Below are 23,352 nucleotides of genomic sequence, written 5' to 3'. Positions count from 1 at the left end.
GTGTCCGTGGCCTTGGCCGGGTCGTCCCGCGCATCGGCCGTCAACGGCGCGGATCGCGCTCGCGGCCGGCGCCGCTACCCGGTTCGGGATCGCGCGCCGCAGGCTGCGTCGGCGTAACCGTGCGTTGGGACGGATGCAGCACCATGCCCGTATCGGGTTGTTCGCCGTCGCGGCGCACGCGCACGCGGTTCTCGACGTCGCGCACGCCCATGCAGCCGTCGGCGATGTCCTCGATGTCGTGCTTCATCCAGCGCTGCGGCACGGTACCGTCGAGTTCGACGCGGCCGTCGCGCACCTGCACGGAGACATCGCTCACGTCGATGTCGAGCGCATGCGCGAGCCGCTCGCAGACGTCCTCGCGAATCCGCTCGTCCGAACGCGTATAGCCTTTCGGGCCGCGCCGATGCCGCATGGCCTCGCGTTGCGCGGCGTCGCCGAAGCGCGACAGGCCGGACGCATCGGCACGGCGCTGGTCGCGCCCGTTGTAGGCGTCGTAGTCGCCCTCGCCGCCATGCCAGCCCGTCCGGTGCTGGCCGCGGAACCGCGGCTGGTCGGCATGGGCGCCTTCACGTCCCTGGCCGCCTTCCGCTGTGCGGCCGCGGTTGCCGTCGCCGCGCCCGGACTCCCACGCCGGATCGCGCGAACCGCCGGGGCCGCCCGGCCCGCCCGGCGCACCACGCCAGTCCGCGCCGGCGTCTGCGCCGCGCTGTTCGGCCGACGAGCGGGCCGAGCGCTCGCTCCATTCGCTGCCCCAGTCTTCCGGGCCGACGTCCTCGCTCGCGAAGCGCCGGTACGCGGATTCGTAGTCGGCATCGTGGCGCCGGGATTCGTCCCCGCGAAAATCGCGCTCGCCGGTGTCCCGGTACGCGCGTTCGCCGCGCTCCTGCCAGTCGGGCGGGCCGCTCCGTTCGGCTTGCCGTCCGGGAGATCGTCGTTGCATCGTGTCCCTCCTTGATCGCGCCTGTGCTGATCGCGCCTGTGCCGCGTGCGGACCGGGACCCATGTCGCGTCGCGGCGCACGTCGGTCAGGTTGATGCAAGTCGCGTGCCGCCCGTTGACCAGCACACCGCGGGGGCGCGGCGAAGCCCAGGGCGGCACGCCCGCGCCGACGATCGCGGTCCACGTCGCGATCGCTGCGCAGCGCGCTGACGGGGGCAATGCGGATCGTCGCGCTTCGGCGGGTGTCCCTGGCCAGGCGCACTTGGCCGGGCACCCTTTGCGCGGTGCCCCTGGCCGGACGCCCCTATCTGCAACGCAATTGCAGTTTTTGCGCGAATGGTCGCCGTGCGGCGACCCTATGCGCCGCCCGCACCCGGTTCGTCCGGCGCATCCGGATCCTCGGCGCCGCCGGGCTCGCTCAGCCGTTCCGTGCGATCCGGCTCGATATCGGCGCCTTCCTCGAGCCCCGCGTCGCCATCTGCCGACGCGCGCTCGCCGGTGCCCGCGCGGTCCGTATCGCTGTCGAGGGCCGCGTCGCCGCGCTCCAGCGCGTGCTCGTCGAGCGGCGAATCGACGTCGAACGGATGGCGCCGCGCGCCGGCCGTGTCGCTGCCGCTGTCGGACGAATCGCTCGGACCCAGCGCGCGGCCGTCGCGGCCGCGCCGTACGTTGTCGTCGTCCGGGCCGGCCGGTTCGTTGTCGGGGTTCAGGGTGCTGTTCATGTCGATGCCCTCGGGTAGCCGTGAAGCGGCGCGCCGCCGCCGGAGGCCGGCTTTCGCGCCGGGCCGGCCGCGGCGTGCGGACCGGAGGGCGACGCAATCGGCATGCCGCGCCGCCGTCGCCGGGCCGCCACCGGCAGGATTTCGCACTGCGGGCGCGACGCGGCACAGGCCATGCGCCCCCATTGATCAGGCGATTCGACCTCCCTTATGCTTTCGGGGTGTCAATCCGATTTGAATGGCCGCAGCCGGCTCGTCCGGCCGCGGCGGCGCGGCGTTCCTCCGCCCGCATCCGACTTGCCGTTCCGATGAAGAAAGACGACGCCATTTCCGATCTCCACCCGCCGCTCGGGCCCGCCGATGCACGCGACCTGCTGCACCGCTTCGCCGAGTTCCGTTTCGAGACCGTCGTCGGGGCGATCACCGACTATGCGGTGTTCATGCTCGACGCGCACGGTAACGTCGCGACGTGGAACGCGGGCGCGGAGCGCATCAAGGGCTATCGCACGGCCGACATCGTCGGCCACCATTTCTCGCGTTTCTATCCGCCCGATGCGATCGCCGCCGGGCGGCCCGCATTCGGGCTCCGCGAAGCCGTCGCGCACGGCCGCTTCGAGGACGAAGGCTGGCGCGTGCGCAAGGACGGTTCGCTGTTCTGGGCCAGCGTGACGATCACGGCCGTGCACGACCATGCGGGCCAGCTGGCCGGCTTCATCAAGATCACGCGCGACATGACCGAGCGCAAGCGGCTCGCCGAACTCGAGGTGTCGACGCACCGGCTCAGCGTGTTCATCGCGATGCTCGCGCACGAGCTGCGCAACCATCTCGCGCCGCTGCGCAATTCGGTCGGCGTGCTGCAGAGCCTGCCCGATCCGGCGCCCGCGCTCGCGCAATGCCGCGACGCCGTGCATCGCCAGGTCGGACAGCTGACGCGGCTGGTCGACGACCTGCTCGACGTCGGGCGCATCACCGCCGGCAAGGTCCAACTCGACCACGCGCCGGTGACCGTGCGCGACGTGGTCTGCCGCGGCGTGGAAAGCGTCCAGCCGAAGCTGGCCGCACGCGAGCAGAACATTCGCGTCGACCTGCCGGCCGATCCGCTGGTGGTGCGCGGCGACGCCGCGCGGCTCGTGCAGGTGCTGCACAACCTGCTCGACAACGCGTCGAAATTCTCGCCGCAGGGCGGGCGCATCGACGTCAGCGCGAGCGCCGAAGGGTCGGTCGTCGCGATTCGCATCACCGATCACGGCGTCGGCATCGCGCCGGGCTCGCTCGAATCGATCTTCGACCTGTTCGAACAGGAAAGCGTGCCGGGCCGGCGCGCGTCGGACGGCTTCGGGCTCGGCCTCGCGATCTGCCGGTCGTTCGTCGAGCTGCATGGCGGGAGGATCGCCGCGGAAAGCGCCGGCCCCGGCCATGGCGCGACGTTCACGGTACGGCTGCCGCTCGAGCGCGCGATGCGCCCGACGCCCGGCGACGACGCGCCGGCGCCGGCGCCGCGCACGACCGAGCCGCCGGCCGGCGCGCCGCTGCGCATCGTCATCGTCGACGACAACCGCGACTCCGCCGACACGCTCGCCGTGCTGCTGCGGATCAAGGGCCACGCGCCGCGCGTCGCGTACCACGCGGACGACGCGCTGGCGCTCGCGCGCGACATCGTTCCGCACCTGATGCTCGTCGACCTGTCGATGCCCGACGTCGACGGCTTCACGCTGCTGCGCGAACTGCGCGCGATCGATGCGCTGGCCGGCACGACCTGCGTCGCGTTGTCCGGCCATGCGAGCCCGGCCGACTTCGCACGCACCGCGAGCGAGGGCTTCGACGATCACCTCGTGAAGCCCGTCGAGATGGCGGTGCTCGACGCGCTGCTGGAGCGCGTCGCGCGCAAGGTTCACGGCGCGCCGTAGCCGCTCATGCCATCGCGCGGCACATCGCCGCGCACGCATCGCATGCCAGCGCGCAGCGCCGGCAATGGTCGTGCGCATGCAGCAGGCATTCGGCCGCGCACACCTCGCACGCACGCGCGCACAGGGCGCACACCTGTGGCGCGAGCACGCTGTCGCGCGCCATCGCGGCCGAGGCAAGGCGGCACAGCTGCGCGCACTCGATGTCGAGCGCGATGCAAGCGGCCAGCGCGTGCGTGTCGGGGTCCGCCAGGCACCCCGCCGTACACGCGTCGCATGCATGCGCGCACGCATCGCACGCGGCCATGCAGTTGTCGTAGAGATCATGTAATTCGTTCATGGCAGCACTCCTCGTTGCGGTTCGCAGCGTCATGGCGTCAGCTTCACTTTCAGCCAGCCCGGCTCGCGCACGTCGAACGCGCGATACGCGTCGATCGCGTTCGTCAGCGGCTCGCAGCGCGTCAGCACGGACGCCGGGTCGAACGCACCGCTGCGCACGAGCTCGATCAGGTGCGGCGTGACGGTCCGGTGATTGCAGTTGCCCATCTTGATCGTGAGGTTCCGGTTCATCGCCTCGCCGACCGGAAACACGCGCGCCTGCGGCGGATACACGCCGATCACCGCGACCGTGCCCGCCTTCGCGACCGCGCGCACCGCCCATTGCAGTACCTGCGAGGGCCCGTCGCCGGGCGTCCAGTAGCGGCCGTCGGGCTTGCGGCGCGGCGCGACGGCGTCGACTTCCGCATCGAACGCACGCGCCGCGTCGTGGTCGGCGGCGGCCGGCCCATGCGTCGCGCGCATCGCGTCGACGCCCACCGCATCGATCGCACGATCGACCCCGATCCCGCCGGTGAGCCGCAGCACCGTGTCGACGGGGTCTTCCTCGGAGAAGTCGATGGTCTCGGCGCCTTGCGCGCAGGCCATCTCGAGCCGCGACGCGATGCGGTCGATCGCGATCACGCGCCCGGCGCCCATCAGCTTCGCGCTCGCGATCGCGAACTGGCCGACCGGCCCGGCGCCGAACACGGCCACCGTGTCGCCCGGCTTCACTTCCGCGAGCTGCGCGCCGAAGTAGCCGGTCGGAAAAATGTCGGACATCAGGATCGCCCGGTCGTCGTCGATCGCGTCCTCCAACCGGATCAGGCTCGCGTTCGCGAGCGGCGTGCGCGCGTACTCGGCCTGCAGCCCGTCGAACGGCCCCGTGTCGGCCGGGCCGCCGTAGAACGCGGTGCCCGCGCGCGGCCCGCCCGGGTTCGCGACGTCGCATTGCGCGGTGTAGCCCGCGCGACAGTACACGCAGCTGCCGCACGCGATCGTCGACGGAATCAGCACGCGATCGCCGCGCTTCAGGTTGCGCACGTCGCGCCCGACCGTCTCGACGATGCCGACACCCTCATGGCCGAGGATCGTGCCCGGCTTCATCCCGCCGAGCGTGCCGCGCACCATGTGCAGGTCGGTGCCGCAGATCGCGCTGGCCGTCAGGCGCACGACCGCATCGGTCACGTCGACGACTTGCGGGTCGGGTACCGTATCGATGCGAATGTCGCCGATGCCGTGAAATACGACTGCTTTCATGTCAGGCCCTCCTTGTCGAAAGCGGTAACGGTGCAAGTACCGTCACGCTGTTCGAGCAAGGCGCGCGCCCGTGCGCGCAGGGGGTCGGTGCGGTGCGTGGTCAGCCGGCCGGTGCGTCGTCGTCGATCGACATGCCGATCGCGGCCGGCAGCGCGGCCGTGCGGCACATCGTGTCGACCGCACCTCCATGTCGGCACCGGAAATGCCGGATTGTTCGCGCTCGGGTTCATGATCGCGAACGGCGCCGCGATCACCTCGGTCGAGAAACCGCCGTCGAGAGTCACGGGCGTCTGTCCGGCTCGGCGGTCTCTGCGCATGTCGCGACGATGCGATTACAGTTGTGTGCGCAACTATTTTTCCAGAGCGCGTACCGGTCAGCGCACAGTCGGCAGCCCGTTCACGCGCGCGTCGTCCCCTGCTGCTCGAGCGCCGCTTCCGCGCGCAGGCAGTCGAGATCGCGGCCGATCGTCGCGACCGCGAGCCGTGCGTTGCCGCGCCAGAACGCGACCGACGCGTCATGCGCGCGCAGGTCGCCGTCGATCTCGACGCGGTCCCATTGCTCCGCATGTCCGACATAACGGACCGTCAGGTCGTAGTGCTGGCTCCAGAAGAACGGCACCGCGTCGAACGGCCGCTGCTGGCCGAGCATGTTGCGCGCCGCGGCGATGCCCTGCCGCTCCGCGACGACCCAGTGCTCGACGCGTATGCGTTCGCCCGTCAACGGATCGGGCCAGCGCGCGATGTCGCCGGCCGCGTAGATGTCCGGTGCGCTCGTCCGCAGGAAACGGTCGACCGTCACGCCGCGATCGACGGCGAGCCCCGCATCCTGCGCGAGCGCGAGGTCCGGATGCACGCCGATGCCGACCACCACCACATCGGCCGGCAGCGCGTCGCCGTTCGACAGCGTCACGCGCTCCGGCGCGATCTGCGTGGGCGTCGCGCCGAGATGGAACACCACGCCGTGCGCTTCGTGCAGCGCGCGGATCGTGTCGCCGAGCGCTTCGCCGAGGACGCGCGCCATCGGATGCGCGTCGGGCGCGACCACCTGCACGTCGAGCCCGCGCGTGCGCAGCGCGGCGGCCGCTTCGAGGCCGATGAAGCTCGCGCCGATCACGACGCAGCGCCGCGCCGTCTTCAACTTGCCGATCAGCGCATCGCAATCGGCGCGCGAACGCAGCACGTACACGTGCGGCAGATCCGCACCCGGCACGGTCAGCCGGTTCGGCTCGGCGCCGGTGGCCAGCAGCAGCGCGCCGTAGCCGACGCGGCTACCGTCCGCGAGCTCGACCGCGTGCTGCGCGGGATCGATCCGCGTGACGCGCGTGCCGCAGCGCACGTCGATGCGCTGCTCGGTATAGAACGACGCGCCGCGCAGCGGCAGCCAGTCGGCTTCGGCCGTGCCGGCCAGATAGTCCTTCGACAGGTTCGGCCGGTCGTACGGCGGCTCGCTGTCCGCGCTCAGCAGCGTGATCGCATGCGGATAGCCTTCCTGGCGCAGCGTCACGGCCGCCGCGATCGCGGCCGCACCGCCGCCGACGATCACCACCGATGCGGGCAGCCCCGCCGCGTTCAGCGCGGGCGGCGATGCGGCTGGCCGCGCATCGAGCACGACCGCGCGGCCGTCGCGCCGCTCGACGCGCCAGCACGTCAGGCCGTCGAGCGCCGGCGCGCGTAGCAGTGCGCCGGTGCGCAGGCAGAACGCCGCGTGATGCCACGGACAGCGGATCGTATCGCCGACCAGCAGCCCGTCGGCGAGCGGCGCGCCGTAGTGCGGGCATTGCGCGCCCACGGCAAACAGTTCGTCGGCGCGGCGCACCAGCAGCACCGTGGCGTCGCCGACCTGGCCCTCGATCATCGCGCCGTCGGCGAGGTCGTCGAGCGCGATCCCCTGCGCGAGATCGGGACGTGAAGACGAGGCGTCGCTTCCGGACATGGCGTGGCTCCCGGAGTGTGGGGTAACGATCCCATTATCGGCGTCCTTCCCGAAAAGAACAGGTACAGACGACCCCGCAGCGCACGCAAACACGGACTGTGGCTTGTACGCGATCCGCGACCGGCATGGAACGTCATCGACGTTGCGGCGCAACACGCCGGATGCGCGTGAGCGGGGGGCCGGCGAGCCGAGCAATCCGCGTACCGCCCCGCCTTCATCCCGTCACGAGGAGCGACCCGATGGCGACCCGTTCTATGCGTGCTCTATCCCGACCCGGTCGACGGCTATCCGCCGCATCACGTGCGCGACGCGATTCAGGTCATAACGCGAGCTTGCCGACCGTGACGATCGCGCGTTCGATCTCCGGCGACCACGGGCTGCTGTAGTTCAGCCGAATGAAATTGCGGTAGGTGTCCGCGATCGAGAACATGTAGCCGGGCCCGATCGTGATCCCCTGCTCCAGCGCGAGCTGGTACAGGCGCATCGCATCGACCTGCGCCGGCAACTCGACCCACAGCACGTAGCCGCCCGCCGGGCTCGAGATGCGCGTGCCTTCCGGAAAGAACCGCGACACCATCGCGCGCATCAGGTTCGCCTGCTGCGCATACGCCTTGCGAATCCGCCGCAGGTGATGCTCGTAACCGTCGCGTTCGAGGAACTCGGCGATCGCCAGCTGCGGCAGCGACGGCGTCGCCAGCGTGTTCAGGAACTTCAGCTTCTCGACCTGTTCGCGATAGCGGCCCGGCAACGCCCAGCCGATCCGGTACGCGGCCGTCAGGCTTTTCGAGAACGACGCGCAGTGCAGCACGATCCCGTTGCGGTCGAACGCCTTCAGCGCACTCGGGTGCGCATTGCCGAAATACAGTTCGTTGTACACGCCGTTCTCGATGATCGGCATGTCGATTTTAGTTGCGAACTCAACCAGTTCGCGCTTGCGCTCGTCGGGCATCTGGAAGCCGAGCGGATTCTGGAAGTTCGGCATCACCATGCACGCGGCGATCGGCTGAGACTTCGCGATCGCCGCCAGCGCCGCGATGTCGATTCCGTATTCCGGGTGTGTAGCGACCTCGATCGCCTTCATCCCCATCCGTTCGATCGCGTGCAGCATCGCGTAGAACGTCGGCGACTCCACCGCGATCGTGTCGCCCGGTTTCGCGACTGCCTGCAGACACAGGTTGATCGCCTCCGTCGCGCCGACCGTCACGATGATCTCGTTCGGGTCGACCGACATCCCGTTTTCCAGGTAGCGCCGTGCGATCTGCCGGATCAGGCGCGGATGGCCCGGCGGCAGCCCGTCGGTCACGCCCCACAGCGACTTGTCGCGGCCGGCCGCGTACGCGTAGCGGTTCAGCTTCTCGAACGGAAACAGGCTCGGGTCCGGGTACGGCGAGCCGAGCGGCACCGCGTCGTCGGTGCCGATCGCGCGCAGCGTCGACAGCACGAGCCGGCTCACGTCGACCGACGACGAGATCGCGATCGGCTTCGACGGCCGCAATTCGCGCACCGGCGCGTGCCCGTCGTCGTTGCGCAGGTTCACGAAGTAACCCGACTGCGGGCGGCTCTCCAGCAGCCCGCGGCTTTCGAGCAGCAAGTATGCGTGCAGCACGGTCGTGATGCTGATCCGGTGCTGCTGGCTCGCCTGCCGCACCGACGGCACACGATCGCCATGTCGATACACGCGTTGCCGGATGAGTCTCTCTATGTCGTTCGCGAATTTCTCGTAGAGCTTCATCCGCCTCGCCCCGCCAGCGGTGAACCAGCCTGCGACGCACAGGTGCGCGTGCCGTGCCGCTGCACGAAGCCGGATAGCCGTGTCCGGCCGCGGGCGTTCCGGTGCGAGCCACGTCCATTACCGAAATTGAAGGCGGATAGCAATGCGAAATCCATCATGAGAAGGATCGGCATCCTACTGCGTCATTTCGGCGAATGTAAGTGACAGTTTGGCGATCAAACCTCAAATCGCACACGTGTGGTGAACAGATGGAAACGCGGCAGCCGCGAGTCGGCGCCGCACCGAATCAATCTCGGTATAACGAAATGAACTGCCGAACCGACACCCCCATCGATCGGCCCTGCAAACACACGCATCACCGACGCGCATGCACATCGTCCTCGACGTCGTCGACCTCCGCTGGAAAGCGATGCTGGCCGAAGCTGAGGATCAGCACGCCTACCGCGAGCAGCACGATTCCGAACGTGGTCATCAGCATCCGCTCGGGGCTGTCGGTGGCGCCGCGCAGGATCAGGTCGCGCGCGAGCGACGTCATCGCAATGAACAGCGGAAAGCGCACCGGCAGCCGGCCGAGCCGCAGGTAACGCACGTTCATCGCGAGCACTTCGAGATAGAGGAACATCAGCAGCAGGTCGGTCAGCGACACCTCGCCCGCGAGCACGACCTTCCACGCCTCCTGCGTCATCGCGAACGCGGTCGCGAGACCGATCACGATCAGCCCGGCCAGCTCGGCCGCGTGGAGGAAGTGTCCGAAGCGGCGGCGGATGCGCTCGGCGGCCGTATCGGCGGAAACAGTGGACGTATTCAAGGCGATGACCGGTGCAATGAGGGTTGTGCCGCGATCGACGCTGGGTCGACACGGCGGATGGTTTCGGGCGGCGGAAAGCCCGTGACGCGCGCATCGGGAAAGGTTGCGCACGCACCGGCCGCGGTGGTGGCCTGCGCGACCGCGGACAGCGTGCGCCGGCAGCACTGGTGGAACGCGACGCCCGCATCGGTACACGCCACGTCGCCGCCCGCACGCGCCAGCAACAGCCGGCAGCCGAGATACCGTTCGAGGCGGTCTAGCCGCTCGCCGACTTGCGCGCGGCCGAGCTTCAGTTCGGACGCCGCGGCGGACACCCCGCCATGCTCGACCACCGCGACATAAATACGCATCGCTTCCAGCAGGTTCATCATGATGGTCCTCGTCGGCGGGCGGAGCGAACCTAATCTACTGCACGCGCCACGCCCGCTCAAGAGCACAGCGCCGCGGGTTTCAGGAGTACAGCTGCACGCCCGCGACGCGAAATCGGACCCCGATCAACCCATTCGAATGACAGATTGGCGATACGTGTTCCAAAGACCCGCCGAAGCTGCTAGATTGCATGCTCGACGACGTTACGCGGTGCGGCGAGGTCGCGCGCCGGGCGAACGCGCGGCCACCGAGCCTGCCTCCCCCTTGCGCGCCCGGGCGGCAGGCCGCCGCCGCTGCGGCCCGTTGCGCGATGCCCGCGCAACGTCCTTCATCCGCATGTCACAAAGAGAACAGTCGCATGACACAGTCCAACCGTTCGTCTTCGCGCGCCGCGGCATCCGCGGCCCGTCCGTCCCGACATGACTGACCGGCAGGCCGCGATGCAAACCCGTCCCCCGCTTTCCCAGGCCGTTCACAGCCCGATCACGCGCAGCGCGATCTTCCTCGTTGCCACCGTCAACCCCCGCGCCGAGCGCGCCGACACGATCCGCGCGTGGTGCGGCGACATCGCCGCGCTCGTGCGCTCGGTCGGCAAGCGCGTGCCGGACGGCAACCTGTCGTGCGTATGCGGCTTCGGCGCCGACGCCTGGGATGCGCTGTTCGGCGACCCGCGCCCCGCGTCGCTGCATCCGTTCCGCGAATTCGGCGCCGGCCAGCGCGTCGCGATCGCGACGCCCGGCGACATCCTGCTGCACATCCGCGCCGACGCGATGGACCTGTGCTTCGAACTCGCGACCCAATTGCTCGGCGCGCTCGGCGACGCGGTCACGGTCGTCGACGAGGTGCACGGCTTCCGCAACTTCGACCAGCGCGCGATGATCGGCTTCGTCGACGGCACCGAGAACCCGGAAGGCCGCGACGCGGTCGACTTCACGGTGATCGGCGACGAAGACGCCGAATTCGCGGGCGGCAGCTACGTGATCGTGCAGAAGTACCTGCACGACATGGCCGGCTGGAATGCGCTCGCGGTCGAGACGCAGGAGCGCATCATCGGGCGCACCAAGCTGTCCGACATCGAGCTCGCGCCGGACGTGAAGCCGTCGTGCTCGCACAGCTCGCTGACCACGCTCGACGAGAACGGCCAGGAAGTGAAGATCCTGCGCGACAACATGCCGTTCGGGCGCCCCGGCTCCGGCGAATTCGGCACCTACTTCATCGGCTACGCGCGCTCGCCGGCGCCGATCGAGCAGATGCTCGAGAACATGTTCGTCGGCCGCCCGCCCGGCAACTACGACCGGCTGCTCGACTACAGCCGCGCGGTCACCGGCTCGCTGTTCTTCGTGCCGTCGGCCGACCTGCTCGAGGCGCTCGCCGATCGCCCCGCACCGGGCGCCGAAGCCACCGCCACCGCCGCGCAGCCGGCCCCCGCATCGCCCGAGTCGCGTCGTGACGGCTCGCTGAACATCGGATCGCTGAAAGGAGCCAAAGCCTATGAATAACCTGCACCGCGAACTCGCGCCGATTTCCTCGTCCGCCTGGGAGCAGATCGAGGAAGAAGTCGCACGCACCTTCAAGCGCTCGGTGGCCGGGCGCCGCGTGGTCGACGTCGAGGGCCCGGCCGGCCCCGAGCTGTCGGCCGTCGGCACCGGGCATCTGCGCGAGGTCGCCGCGCCGCGCGAGCTGGTCGGCGCACGGCTGCGCGAAGTCCGCACGATCGTCGAGCTGACGGTGCCGTTCGAGCTGAGCCGCGACGCGATCGACAGCGTCGAGCGCGGCGCGCGCGATGCCGACTGGCAGCCGGCGAAGGACGCCGCGCAACGCCTCGCGTTCGCGGAAGACGGCGCGATCTTCGACGGCTATCTGGCCGCGGACATCGTCGGCATCCGCGAAGGCACGTCGAACCGCAAGCTCACGCTGCCGGCCGACGTCAGCGCGTATCCGGACGCGATCAGCGACGCGCTGGAAGCGCTGCGGCTCGCCGGCGTCGACGGCCCGTACTCGGTCGTGCTCGGCTCGGACGCCTACACGGCGCTCAGCGAGGCGCGCGACCAGGGCTATCCGGTCCTCGGCCACATCAAGCGCATCGTCAGCGGCGAGATCATCTGGGCGCCGGCGATCAGCGGCGGCTGCGTGCTGTCCACCCGCGGCGGCGACTATGAACTGCACCTCGGCGAAGACGTGTCGATCGGCTACACGGGCCATACCGACAAGGTCGTTCGCCTTTACCTGCGCGAAACGTTCACGTTCCTGATGCTGACGAGCGAGGCATCGGTGGCCGTGGCGCCGCAGGGCAACCCGGCGACCTGACGTTCCGCCCGCGCGATGCCCGACCGGCATCGCGCCCACCGGCCGCATGGCCGGCCGCACGTTCGTCGCCGATCGAACCATCCTGCATGGAGCGAGAAATGAGCGAATCGAATGAAGCACTACAGGCACTGCAAGCGTCGATCGACAGCCTGAAGCAGGCCGTCGACGCGAACGCGAGCCGCCAGGCCGGCGACACCGCCGTATTGTTCACCGTGGTGGCGCTGATGCTGGCCGAACTGCCGCCCGACACCCGCAACCTGATCGAGGATTCGTTCTCCGTCTGGGCCAATGGTCCGCAGAATGCGGCACTGTCAACCGACGTGAAGCAGATCGCACGGCAGAAACTTGCGATGACGCTCTCCGACTGACGCCGCCTCGTCACGGTTGGGCCATGTCCGGCCCGCACCGTGCAACCCGCCCGCTTCCCCAGGGGCCACGCGCCACGCACCGCTTGCGGTGCGCGCGCGGCCCGGCCTGACCCGTGCGCGCACGCTGCCGCGCTGCGCGCTCGCGCCGATGCGCGCGCGCCGTACTGCGTCGCGCGCATCCCTTCCCGTTTGCTCCCTGCCGGCGCCCTGCGCGCCGATGTCGCACCGCGCTTCGCGCGCGTCGCACGCCGCCACGTTTGCGCAGCCCGCACGCCGCACCCGCATGCGCGCTCGTCTGTACTCCTTGCGTCTCACGCTCGCACGCTTGTGAGGGTGCAATTCCCGGCCGGGCCGATGCGGAACTGTGTCTTGGAGGCCCTGGGCCGATTCGCTATTTTGAACGCAGTCGAAGTGATGGCGCAGGCGCCGCGAAGCAGCGGTATTGCCGGCGTCGAGCACGGCCGGTCGCCATGCCGGCGCGCGCGGCGCGACGGCGCCGGCCTGGCGCGCGCGCCGCCGGTCGCGTCGTGCGGCAGGCACGCCCCGGCGCCTTCGCGCATCGGGACTTCCGTTTCGATTCACGTTCATTGACAGGAGCCAGACCACCATGCCCGCACTTTGCGACATCTGTCACGCCCGGCCGGCCGTCGCGCGCGCCACCGTGATGCAGGACGGCGAGCGCAAGACGATCTCGATCTGCGACTACCACTTCCGTCAGCTGATGCGGCATCAGAGCATGCTGAACCCGTTCGACTCGCTGCTGGGCGGCGGCGCGTCGTCGCTGTTCGGCGAGTCCGGCGACACGTCGCCGCTCGCCGCGGAGATTCCGCGCGAGTCGGTCGACCCGACCGACGCGTTCAGCGAGCAGACGCTCGAACTGCTGCAGCGCGCGGCCGAGAAGGCGCACGAGCTGCGCCGCAGCGAACTCGACACCGAACACCTGCTGTACGCGCTCGCGGACACCGACGTGTGCGCCGTGCTGCTGAAGGAACTGAAGCTGTCGCCGCAGGACATCAAGTCGTACATCGACGAGCACGCGCACACCGGCACGGCCTCCCCCGATGCCTCGCTCGACAAGCTGTCGATCTCGCCGCGCGTGAAGAAGGCCGTGCAGTACGCGTTCCAGGCGTCGCGCGACCTCGGTCACTCGTACATCGGCCCCGAGCACCTGCTGATCGGTCTCGCGTCGGTGCCGGACAGCATCGCCGGCACGCTGCTGAAGAAATACGGCGTGACGCCCGAGGCGCTGCGCCAGAAGGTCGTGAAGGTCGTCGGCAAGGGCGCGGAAGACGGCCGCGTCGATGCGCCGACCGGCACGCCGAATCTCGACAAGTTCGGCCGCGACCTCACCGCGATCGCGCGCCAGGGCAAGCTCGACCCGGTGCTCGGCCGCGCGCAGGAAATCGAAAGCACGATCGAGGTGCTCGCGCGCCGCAAGAAGAACAACCCGGTGCTGATCGGCGAGCCGGGTGTCGGCAAGACCGCGATCGTCGAAGGGCTCGCGCAGCGGATCGTGAACGGCGACGTGCCCGAAGTGCTGCGCGGCAAGCGGCTCGTCGAAGTCAACATCAACTCGATGGTCGCCGGCGCGAAGTATCGCGGCGAGTTCGAGGAACGCGCGAAGCAGCTGATCGACGAAGTCACTGCGAAGCATGACGAACTGATTTTGTTCATCGACGAACTGCATACGATCGTCGGCGCCGGCCAGGGCGGCGGCGAAGGCGGGCTCGACATCGCGAACGTGCTGAAGCCGGCGCTCGCGCGCGGCGAGCTGAGCCTGATCGGCGCGACCACGCTGAACGAATACCGGAAGCACATCGAGAAGGACGCGGCGCTGGAGCGGCGCTTCCAGCCGGTGTTCGTGCCGGAGCCGAGCGTCGAGCAGACGATCGTGATCCTGCGCGGGCTGCGCGACAGCCTCGAGGCACACCATCAGGTGACGTTCGCCGACGACGCGTTCGTCGCGGCCGCCGAGTTCGCCGACCGCTACATCACCGCGCGCTTCCTGCCCGACAAGGCGATCGACCTGATCGACCAGGCCGCCGCGCGCGTGCGGATCGGCGCGACGTCGCGCCCCGTCGACATCCAGGAAGGCGAAGCGCAGATCGCGCAGTTGAAGCGCGAGCAGGACTACGCGACGTCGCGCAAGCGCTTCGATGAAGCGAAGCAGTTCGAAGAACAGATCAACGAGAAGCAGAAGTCGCTCGACGAAAAGATGGAAGCGTGGCAGCGCAAGACCGGTTCCGAGACGCTCGAGGTGACCGTCGAATCGGTCGCCGAAGTCGTGTCGCGGCTGACCGGCATCCCGGTGTCCGAGCTCACGCAGGAAGAGCGCCAGAAACTGCTGAAGATGGAGGAGCAGCTGCGCGAGCGCGTGGTCGGCCAGAACGACGCGGTGGTCGCCGTCAGCGACGCGGTGCGGCTGTCGCGTGCCGGGCTCGGCCAGACGCACCGGCCGATCGCGACGTTCCTGTTCCTCGGGCCGACCGGCGTCGGCAAGACCGAGCTCGCGAAGGCGCTGGCCGAGACCGTGTTCGGCGACGAGCAGGCGATCATCCGCATCGACATGTCCGAGTACATGGAGCGGCACGCGGTCGCGCGGCTGATCGGCGCGCCGCCCGGCTACGTCGGCTACGACGAAGGCGGCCAGCTCACCGAGCGCGTGCGGCGCCGCCCGTACAGCGTGATCCTGCTCGACGAGATCGAGAAGGCCCATCCGGACGTCTACAACGTGCTGCTGCAGGTGTTCGACGACGGCCGGCTGACCGACGGCAAGGGCCGCGTGGTCGACTTCAGCAACACGATCATCATCGCGACGAGCAACCTCGGCGCCGCGATCATCATGGACAACCTCACGCAGCCGGAAGCCGCGCGCAAGACCGACAAGGCGATCCGCGAGCAGCTGATGCAGGTGCTGAGGGGCCATTTCCGCCCCGAGTTCCTGAACCGGATCGACGAGGTGATCGTGTTCCATGCGCTGTCGAAGGAGAACATCCGCTCGATCGTGCAGATCCAGCTCGACCGCGTGGTGCGCACCGCCGCCGCGCAGGACATCACGCTCGTGATGGGCGACTCGCTCGTCGAACACCTGACCGAAGCCGGCTACCAGCCGGAGTTCGGCGCGCGCGAGCTGAAGCGGCAAGTTCGGCAGATCATCGAAACGAAGCTCGCGAAGGAGATCCTCGCGGACAAGCTTCAGTCGGGCGACCGCGTCGAAGTCGACTACGACACGGCCGGCGACACGGTGACGTTCAACAAGCTCGCGCCGCCTGATGCGAAGGACGCGAAGCAGGACGCCGCCGGCAAGGCCAGGCCGAACGGCAAGGCCGCGAAGGCATCGGCCGATGAAAAGGATGACGAAGCAAAGGCCGATACGCCGCCGCCCGTCGCGAAGACATCCGGCAAGAAGTCGTCCGGTGCGAAGAAGGACGCGCACTGATACCACGCGGGCCCGCTTGTCCGGGCCCGCATGACCGGCGCCGTCCGCCGGACGGCGCCGCCCCAACGCCGCGACGCGGCGCAACCCGAGCCACCCCGCAGCGGGCCCGGCTCATGGAGATTCACATGACAAATCGACGCGAAGTGCCAGGCATCAGGAAGTACGATGGGCCCGCCGGCGGTTGGGGCGCGCTTCGCGCGACAGCCGAGGCCGTGCGCACGCAGATGGAAACCATCGAGGCGCCGATCGTGCTGATGCGGACCAACCAGCCCGACGGTTTCGACTGTCCCGGCTGCGCGTGGCCCGACAAGGAACACAAGTCGACGTTCCAGTTCTGCGAGAACGGCGCGAAGGCCGTCACGTGGGAGGCCACGACCAAGCGCGTGACGCCCGAGTTCTTCGCGGCGAACACCGTGTCGTCGCTGCTGCGGATGTCCGACTACGAGCTGGAGAACATGGGCCGGCTCACGCATCCGCTCGTCTACGATCGCGCGACCGACACGTTCCGCGCGGTCGAATGGGACGACGCGTTCGCGCGCATCGGCGAGGTGCTGCGCGCGCTGCCGCCCGAGCAGGTCGAGTTCTATACGTCGGGGCGCGCGTCGAACGAAGCCGCGTACCTGTATCAGCTGTTCGCGCGCGAGCTCGGCACCAACAACTTCCCCGACTGCTCGAACATGTGCCACGAGCCGACCAGCGTCGGCCTGCCGCAGTCGATCGGGATCGGCAAGGGCACGGTGTCGCTGGAGGATTTCGACCACTGCGAGCTGATCATCTCGATCGGCCACAACCCCGGCACGAACCACCCGCGGATGATGGGCACGCTGCACGAGTGCTCGCGCCGCAACGTGCCGATCATCGTGTTCAACCCGTTGCGCGAGCGCGCGCTCGAACGCTTCGCCGATCCGCAGGACATGATCGAGATGGCGTCGTTCGGTTCGACGCGCATCGCGTCGACGTACTACCAGGTCGACGCGGGCGGCGACGCGGCCGCGCTGAAGGGCATCATGAAGGCGCTGCTGCAGCTCGAGGCCGAGCGCGGCGACGTGCTCGACCGCGACTTCATCGCGCAGCACACCAGCGGCTTCGACGCGTTCTCCACCGACCTGCAGGCCACGTCGTGGGACGACATCGAGCGCGCGAGCGGCCTGAGCCAGGCGCAGCTCGAGCAGGTCGCGCTCGCCTATGCGAAATCGAACGCGACGATCGTCACGTACGGGATGGGCGTCACGCAGCACAACAAGGGCACCGCGACCGTGCGGCTGATCGCCGACCTGTTGCTGATGCGCGGCAACTTCGGCAAGCCCGGCGCGGGCGTATGCCCGCTGCGCGGCCACTCGAACGTGCAGGGCAACCGCACGGTCGGCATCACCGAGAAGCCGTCGGCCGAGTTCCTGCAGAAGATCGAGGACGTGTGCGGCTTCAAGCCGCCCGCGCATCACGGGCACGACGCCGTGCAGGCCATGCAGGCGATGGTCGACGGCCAGGCCAAGGCGCTGCTGTGCCTCGGCGGCAACTTCGCGGTCGCGCTGCCCGATCCCGAGCTGTCGTTTCCCGCGATGGCGAAGCTCGATCTCAGCGTGCATCTCGGCACGAAGCTGAACCGCTCGCATCTGCTGGTTGCGAAGGAAACCTACATCCTGCCCGTGCTCGGCCGCACCGAGCTCGACATGCAGGCGAGCGGCCGGCAATCGATCACCGTCGAGGATTCGATGTCGATGGTCCACGCGTCGGCCGGCAAGCTCAAGCCGGCGTCCGACGCGTTGCGCTCGGAGCCCGCGATCGTCGCGGGGATCGCGCATGCGACGCTGCCGAACAGCAAGGTCGCGTGGCTCGACCTGATCGCCGACTACGACCGCATCCGCGACCTGATCGACAAGACGGTCCCCGGCTTCGAGGCGTTCAACGAACGGATCCGCACGCCGGGCGGCTTCCGCCTGCCGCTGCCGCCCACCGAGCGCGTGTGGCCCACGCCGACCGGCAAGGCGATGTTCTCGGTCTACACGGGCGTGAAGGAAGACGCGGGCGTGCTCGGCGCCGAGCAGGTGCTGCGGCTGATCACGCTGCGCAGCCACGACCAGTACAACACGACGATCTACGGGCTCGACGACCGCTATCGCGGCGTGTTCGGGCGGCGCGACGTGCTGTTCATGAACGCGGCCGATCTCGCGAAGTACGGGCTCGAACACGGCGACCTCGTCGACATCGAGACGATCACCGCCTCGGGCCGCACGCTGCGCCTCGAGAAGATCACTGCGATCGAGTACGACATCGCGCCGGGGTCGGTCGGCGCGTATTACCCGGAAGCGAACGTGCTCGTGCCGCTCGACTACATCGACAAGGAAAGCGGCACGCCGTCGTACAAGTCGGTGCCGGTGCGGGTCGCGCGTTCCGCGGTCGTGTGATCCGCGGGCGGGTTCGCGACGTACGGCACGCTAGGACATGCCGCGAATCCGAACCTGCCCTCCCTCTCCTTTCTCATCTCCTGGCGGCCGCATCGCAACCGATGCGGCCGCCGCTTCATTCAATCGCGGCGAACGACGATCCGCTTACCGCGCCGCCGACGGCGGCAAAGCCGCGCCCGTCTGCCGGCGACGGTACGCGCTGTCGCGCGTCGCGAGCCAGTAGTACAGCGGCGACGTCAGCGCGAGCCCGACGAGCCAGGACAGGTCGGCGCCGCCGAGATGCGCGGGAATCGGGCCCGCATACATCGGCGTGTTCATGAACGGGATCTGCACGACGATCCCGATCGCATACGCGAGCAGCGCCTGCGGATTGAAGCGGCCATATACGCCGCCGTCCGCCATGAAGATCGACTGGATGTCGTACTTGCCCTTGTGGATCACGTAGAAGTCGATCAGGTTGATCGCCGTCCACGGCACCAGCACGACGAGCAGCGCGAGCACGAGATCGACGAGATTGCCGACGAAGTTGGTCGACGCGCCGATCGCCGCGTAGCAGCATGCGATGAAGATCACCACCGACACCACCGCGCGCGTCTTCGCGGTCGGAATCCACTTGTATGCGAAGGTCTGCACCGACGTGATGACGGCGAGCACCGCGCCGTACAGGTTCAGCGCGTTGTGGCTGATCACGCTCAGCAGGAACAGCACCAGCATCAGCGGGCCGAGCGGGCCAGTCGCCTGCTTGACCGCGTCCATCGTGTCCGCGCCGGCCGGCACCGCGAGCACCGCGACCGCGCCGAAGATGAATGCGAGCGTCGAGCCGATCGTGCAGCCAAGATAGGTCGCCCAGAACGTCGACGCGACGCCGGCGTCTTCCGGCAGGTAGCGCGAATAGTCCGACACGTACGGTGCGAACGCGATCTGCCACAGCGCGGACAGCGACACCGTTGCCAGCCACCCGGCGAAATCGAAGCCGCCGCGCGTGAGGAAATCGGCGGTGCTCACGTGCGACAGGATCATCCAGAAGCCGACCACGATGCCGATGCCCAGCACCCATGTGCCGATCCGGTTCAGGATGTGGATGAACCGGTAGCCGACGATCCCGATCAGCCCGGACCCCACCGCGCCGATCACGATGCCGACGGGCACCGGCACCGACGACGCGATGCCGTGCACCGACTTGCCGGCCAGCACGATGTTCGACGCGAAGAAGCCGACGTACATCACCGCCGCGATCACCGTGACGAGCAGCGCGCCCCACGAACCGAACTGCGCGCGGCTCTGGATCATCTGCGGGATGCCCATCTGCGGCCCCTGCGCCGAATGCAGCGCCATCAGCACGCCGCCGACCGCCTGGCCGACGACGATCGCGACGATCGCCCACATCAGGTTCAGGTGAAAGAGCTGCACGCCGAGCGCGCCGGTCACGATCGGCAGCGGCGCGATGTTGCCGCCGAACCAGAGCGTGAACAGGTCGCGCACCTTGCCGTGGCGTTCTGCGGGCGGCACGTAGCCGATCGTGTGTTTCTCTATCATGGGGGACGCGTTGCGGTCCGCGGTCGTCATGGCGAAGTCTCCTGTGCTGCGCGGCGATGCGCGCGTGCCGTTTCAGCCGGCGCGCGACCGTGCGCGCGCCTGCAATCGGGTCCGGACACGCGGGCGACGCCGATCGGCGCGCCGGCACCCACTACGCGCGGGGACGGATGACATGCCCCGCCGGTGCGTGCGCGCTTTTGTCGCGATCCGGATTGGAGACGATGGTGCGCCACGCATGCGGCGACCGGAAAATACTAAAAATATTTCCGGGACATACGAAAAAGCTCTGCAGCGGAAACGGCGGCGCCGATTTTCTTCGGTTAAGGTGCTACCCGAAACGATGGACCGGTTGCGCGCGCCGGCGACGCGTGCGCGCCGGAGCCGAGTAACAGGGGTATCAGGGGTAACAGCGGTAACAGAGGTGCTCGTGGCTCACTACACTTTGCGGCAACTGAAATATTTCGTGACGACGGTGGAATCCGGCAGCGTCGCCGAGGCGTCGCGCCAGCTCTTCATCGCGCAGCCGTCGATCTCCAGCGCGATCAAGGGGCTCGAGGAGAGTTTCGGCGTGAAGCCGTTCATCCGCCATCACGCGCAAGGCGTGTCGCTGACGCCGAGCGGCACGCGTTTCTACCGGAAGGCGCAGGAACTGCTGCGCATCGCGCACGAATTCGAACAGAATGCGCTCGCCGACAACGACGTGGTCACCGGCCAGATCGACATCGGCTGCTTCGAGACCGTCGCCCCGCTCTACCTGCCGCAACTGATCGCGGGCTTTCGCGAGCGCTACCCCGGCGTCAACATCCGGCTGCGCGACGGCGACCAGCAGGAGCTCGTGCAGGGCCTCACGGCCGGCACCTTCGATCTCGCGTTCCTCTACGATCACGATCTCGACGGCACGATCGAAACCGAGCCGCTGATGCCGGCGCAGCAGCCGTACGTGCTGCTGCCGGAGAACCACCGGTTCGCGGGCCAGCCGCACGTCTCGCTGCGCGACCTCTGCGTCGAGCCGATGATCCTGCTCGACGTGCTGCCGAGCCGAACATACTTCGTCAGCCTGTTTCACGAACTCGGGCTCACGCCGAACATCGTGTTCGCTTCGCCGTCGATCGAGATGGTGCGCGGGATGGTCGGCCAGGGGTTCGGCTTCTCGCTGCTCGTCACGCGGCCGCATTCCGAATACACGTACGACGGCCGGCGCGTCGTGACGATCGCCCTCAGCGAAACGGTCAGCCCGTCGGGGCTCGTGAGCGCACGGCTCAAGCGCGGGCAGCTGACGAAGCAGGCGCAGTCGTTCGTCGAGTTCTGCCGCGAGCGGCTTGCGCAGATCGTCGCGGAATCGGTGCGGTAGAACGACGGGGAAAGACGCACGCGCGGGGGGGCGCGCAGCGTGCGGTGTGCGGTGTGCGGCCCGACTACCCGACCGACTCAGTCGACTGAATCCGCTGAGTCGGCTGAGTCGTGCGGATCGATCGAATCAACCCGCTTCAGCGAGATACGCCGCAAGCCGGGCGAGCATCGCGTCGCATCCGTGCAGCTGCTCGACCGTGACGAACTCGTCGGGCTTGTGCCCCTGGTCCATGCTGCCCGGCCCGCACACGACGGTCGGAATGCCGGCCTGCCCGAACAGTCCGCCCTCGGTGCCGAACGCGACCGTGCCGAACGCGACGGAGCCGCTCAGCATCGCGAGCAGTCGCGCGGCTTCGCTGTCCGGCGACGTCGCGAGTCCCGGATACGCGCCGAGCGGCTCCAGGCGAATGTCGGTATCGGGCTGCACCGCGCGCATCTTCGGCAACAGTTCGGATTCCGCATAATCCTGCAGCTTCCTTGGCACGTCGTGCGCATCGAACGCCGGCAGCGCCCGCACCTCGAAGTCGAACTCGCATTCGGCCGGCACGATGTTCAGCGCGCGGCCGCCCTTGATCAGTCCCGCCTGCACGGTCGAGAACGGCGGATCGAAGCGGTTGTCGCGATGCTCGGGCCGCGCGAGCGCCGCGCCGATCTCGCCGAGCCGACCGATCAGCTTCGCCGCGTAGTCGATCGCGTTGACGCCGAGCGGCGCGTACGCCGAGTGGCACGCCGCGCCCTTCACGTGGCAACGCATTGCGAGCTTGCCCTTGTGACCGAGCACCGGCTTCAGTTCGGTCGGCTCGCCGATCAGGCACAGGCGCGGCCGGTGCGCGCGCGCGGCCAGCGCGTCGAGCATCGGCCGCACGCCGAGACAGCCGACTTCCTCGTCGTAGGAAAACGCGAGATGCACCGGCAGGCTCGATGCCCGCGCGACGAACGCCGGCACCGCCGCGAGCACCGACGCGATGAAGCCCTTCATGTCGGCCGTGCCGCGCCCGTACAGCCGGCCGTCGCGTTCGGTCAGCCGGAACGGCTCGACCGTCCACGCCTGCCCGTCGACCGGCACCACGTCGGTATGGCCCGACAGCGCGATGCCGCCGCGATCGCGCGGCCCGATCGTCGCGTACAGACTCGCCTTCGTGCGTTCCGCGTTGTAGAACAGCTCGCTCTCGACGCCGAAGCCGCCGAGATAATCGCGGATGAATTCGATCATCGTGAGGTTCGAATCGCGGCTGACCGTCGCGAAGCCGATCAGCCACTCGAGCAGTGCGCGGCTCGATGTGTCACTCATCGCCCGGCACTCCGTAGCTCGGCGCGGCGGTCGGGTTCAGCGCGCGCGTCTGGTAATCCTGCATCTGCGGGCGATACGCGTGCCACAGCGCATCGAGCTGCCCGATCGGATCGGCATCGGCCCAGTCGACGCGCAGGTCGACGATCGGCCAGGTCACGTCGCCGGCCACCTTCAGCGCGGCCGAATGCACGGGCCCGGCCTCGCCGCCCGCCGCGATCGCCGCGTGCATTGCGGCCAGCAGGCGATCGGGCAGCAGCCCGGGCGCCTGCTCGAACGCGCGCGCCATCGCATCGATCACGGCCGGCGCGGCCAGCAGGTTGCCGGCCGCCACGCATTGCTCGCCCTGCACCGCATGGTGCGTGCCGAGCGCTTCCTTGCCGGTGAAGCACGCGGTCTGCCCCTGCCCGTCGATCACCGTGACCTGCCGGTACTGGCTCCAGCCGTTCGCGCTGAGCGCGTGGTCGAGCGCGGCGGCCGGCGCGAGTTGCCGATGCTCGATCAGATCGAGGATCTGCGGGCCCAGCGCCGGCAGCGTGATGTTCTGCGTCGCGACCGCGCCGACGCCCGCGCGCACCCAAGGGCAGCGTGCGCCCACCGCGATGCTCGACGAGCTGATCGCGATCCCGAGCTGGCCCGTTTCCGGGCAGCGCCCGACGATGGAGAAAGTCATGTCGGCT

At 69.0% G+C, this 23,352-nt stretch carries 19 protein-coding genes; 7 read left to right on the top strand and 12 right to left on the bottom strand.

Going from position 1 to position 23,352, the window contains the following annotated elements; all coding sequences use genetic code 11:
- Window positions 1–40: 40 nt before the first annotated feature.
- Window positions 41–940 carry a BON domain-containing protein gene (locus tag U5A56_RS14755; RefSeq protein ID WP_321923058.1) on the bottom strand — a complete coding sequence of 300 codons (900 nt, stop codon included), beginning with the start codon at window positions 938–940 and terminating at the stop codon, window positions 41–43.
- A 355-nt stretch (window positions 941–1,295) separates the two neighbouring features.
- The gene (locus U5A56_RS14750) at window positions 1,296–1,661 is read right to left on the bottom strand and encodes a chemotaxis protein (RefSeq protein ID WP_124891825.1); all 366 of its coding nucleotides are present in this window, start codon (window positions 1,659–1,661) and stop codon (window positions 1,296–1,298) included.
- Between the two features lie 305 nt (window positions 1,662–1,966).
- Between U5A56_RS14750 and U5A56_RS14745 the strand changes: the two genes are divergently transcribed.
- Window positions 1,967–3,565, top strand: a complete 1,599-nt coding sequence (locus U5A56_RS14745; protein WP_321923055.1) for an ATP-binding protein — start codon at window positions 1,967–1,969, stop codon at window positions 3,563–3,565.
- A gap of 4 nt (window positions 3,566–3,569) precedes the next feature.
- Here the strand turns inward: U5A56_RS14745 and U5A56_RS14740 are convergent, their stop codons facing one another.
- The 7 genes from U5A56_RS14740 to U5A56_RS14710 form a co-directional block, all read right to left on the bottom strand.
- Window positions 3,570–3,902: a four-helix bundle copper-binding protein gene (locus U5A56_RS14740; RefSeq protein WP_321923053.1), complete on the bottom strand. Its 333-nt coding sequence runs from the start codon at window positions 3,900–3,902 to the stop codon at window positions 3,570–3,572.
- Between the two features lie 29 nt (window positions 3,903–3,931).
- The gene (locus U5A56_RS14735; protein ID WP_321923051.1) at window positions 3,932–5,137 is read right to left on the bottom strand and encodes a zinc-dependent alcohol dehydrogenase; all 1,206 of its coding nucleotides are present in this window, start codon (window positions 5,135–5,137) and stop codon (window positions 3,932–3,934) included.
- Window positions 5,134–5,421 carry a hypothetical protein gene (locus U5A56_RS14730; RefSeq protein ID WP_321923048.1) on the bottom strand — a complete coding sequence of 96 codons (288 nt, stop codon included), beginning with the start codon at window positions 5,419–5,421 and terminating at the stop codon, window positions 5,134–5,136. Before U5A56_RS14730 ends, U5A56_RS14735 begins: the two co-directional genes overlap by 4 nt.
- Window positions 5,422–5,534: 113 nt before the next feature.
- A complete protein-coding gene (locus tag U5A56_RS14725; RefSeq protein ID WP_321923046.1) occupies window positions 5,535–7,070 on the bottom strand; it encodes an FAD-dependent oxidoreductase in 1,536 nt (511 codons plus the stop codon).
- A gap of 319 nt (window positions 7,071–7,389) precedes the next feature.
- Complete coding sequence (locus U5A56_RS14720; protein ID WP_321923044.1) at window positions 7,390–8,802, bottom strand: PLP-dependent aminotransferase family protein; 1,413 nt, start codon at window positions 8,800–8,802, stop codon at window positions 7,390–7,392.
- Window positions 8,803–9,157: 355 nt separating this feature from the next.
- A complete protein-coding gene (locus tag U5A56_RS14715) occupies window positions 9,158–9,610 on the bottom strand; it encodes a phosphate-starvation-inducible protein PsiE (RefSeq protein ID WP_044848158.1) in 453 nt (150 codons plus the stop codon).
- A complete protein-coding gene (locus U5A56_RS14710; protein WP_415749137.1) occupies window positions 9,607–9,981 on the bottom strand; it encodes a helix-turn-helix domain-containing protein in 375 nt (124 codons plus the stop codon). Before U5A56_RS14710 ends, U5A56_RS14715 begins: the two co-directional genes overlap by 4 nt.
- A 417-nt stretch (window positions 9,982–10,398) precedes the next feature.
- On the opposite strand from U5A56_RS14710, the gene U5A56_RS14705 reads away from it, so the two are divergent.
- The 5 genes from U5A56_RS14705 to U5A56_RS14685 all read left to right on the top strand — a co-directional run bounded on the left by U5A56_RS14705 (window position 10,399) and on the right by U5A56_RS14685 (window position 18,498).
- Window positions 10,399–11,478 carry a Dyp-type peroxidase gene (locus tag U5A56_RS14705; RefSeq protein WP_321923043.1) on the top strand — a complete coding sequence of 360 codons (1,080 nt, stop codon included), beginning with the start codon at window positions 10,399–10,401 and terminating at the stop codon, window positions 11,476–11,478.
- Complete coding sequence (locus tag U5A56_RS14700) at window positions 11,471–12,286, top strand: family 1 encapsulin nanocompartment shell protein (RefSeq protein WP_321812319.1); 816 nt, start codon at window positions 11,471–11,473, stop codon at window positions 12,284–12,286. The genes U5A56_RS14705 and U5A56_RS14700 overlap by 8 nt, the downstream gene beginning before the upstream one ends.
- Before the next feature lie 98 nt (window positions 12,287–12,384).
- Window positions 12,385–12,654 carry a hypothetical protein gene (locus tag U5A56_RS14695; protein ID WP_321923041.1) on the top strand — a complete coding sequence of 90 codons (270 nt, stop codon included), beginning with the start codon at window positions 12,385–12,387 and terminating at the stop codon, window positions 12,652–12,654.
- 607 nt (window positions 12,655–13,261) lie between these two features.
- The gene (locus U5A56_RS14690) at window positions 13,262–16,093 is read left to right on the top strand and encodes an ATP-dependent Clp protease ATP-binding subunit (RefSeq protein WP_321923040.1); all 2,832 of its coding nucleotides are present in this window, start codon (window positions 13,262–13,264) and stop codon (window positions 16,091–16,093) included.
- 125 nt (window positions 16,094–16,218) lie between these two features.
- Window positions 16,219–18,498 (top strand): FdhF/YdeP family oxidoreductase, encoded by a 2,280-nt coding sequence (locus U5A56_RS14685; RefSeq protein WP_321923038.1) that lies wholly within the window; start codon window positions 16,219–16,221, stop codon window positions 18,496–18,498.
- A gap of 144 nt (window positions 18,499–18,642) precedes the next feature.
- Here the strand turns inward: U5A56_RS14685 and U5A56_RS14680 are convergent, their stop codons facing one another.
- Window positions 18,643–20,064: a purine-cytosine permease family protein gene (locus U5A56_RS14680; protein WP_044848152.1), complete on the bottom strand. Its 1,422-nt coding sequence runs from the start codon at window positions 20,062–20,064 to the stop codon at window positions 18,643–18,645.
- Between the two features lie 397 nt (window positions 20,065–20,461).
- On the opposite strand from U5A56_RS14680, the gene U5A56_RS14675 reads away from it, so the two are divergent.
- Window positions 20,462–21,385 carry a LysR family transcriptional regulator gene (locus U5A56_RS14675; RefSeq protein WP_321923036.1) on the top strand — a complete coding sequence of 308 codons (924 nt, stop codon included), beginning with the start codon at window positions 20,462–20,464 and terminating at the stop codon, window positions 21,383–21,385.
- A 126-nt stretch (window positions 21,386–21,511) separates the two neighbouring features.
- Here the strand turns inward: U5A56_RS14675 and argE are convergent, their stop codons facing one another.
- Both argE and U5A56_RS14665 read right to left on the bottom strand, forming a co-directional pair.
- The gene (gene argE, locus U5A56_RS14670) at window positions 21,512–22,675 is read right to left on the bottom strand and encodes an acetylornithine deacetylase (protein ID WP_321923034.1); all 1,164 of its coding nucleotides are present in this window, start codon (window positions 22,673–22,675) and stop codon (window positions 21,512–21,514) included.
- A complete protein-coding gene (locus U5A56_RS14665; RefSeq protein WP_321923033.1) occupies window positions 22,668–23,345 on the bottom strand; it encodes a DUF1028 domain-containing protein in 678 nt (225 codons plus the stop codon). Before U5A56_RS14665 ends, argE begins: the two co-directional genes overlap by 8 nt.
- Window positions 23,346–23,352 lie beyond the last annotated feature (7 nt).

The sequence above is a fragment of the Burkholderia sp. BCC1998 genome, from assembly GCF_905339875.1.
In the GTDB taxonomy this organism is placed as follows: Bacteria; Pseudomonadota; Gammaproteobacteria; order Burkholderiales; family Burkholderiaceae; genus Burkholderia.
The sequence above is the reverse complement of the archived record's forward strand: the minus strand, read 5'-3'. Positions and strand labels throughout refer to the sequence as shown.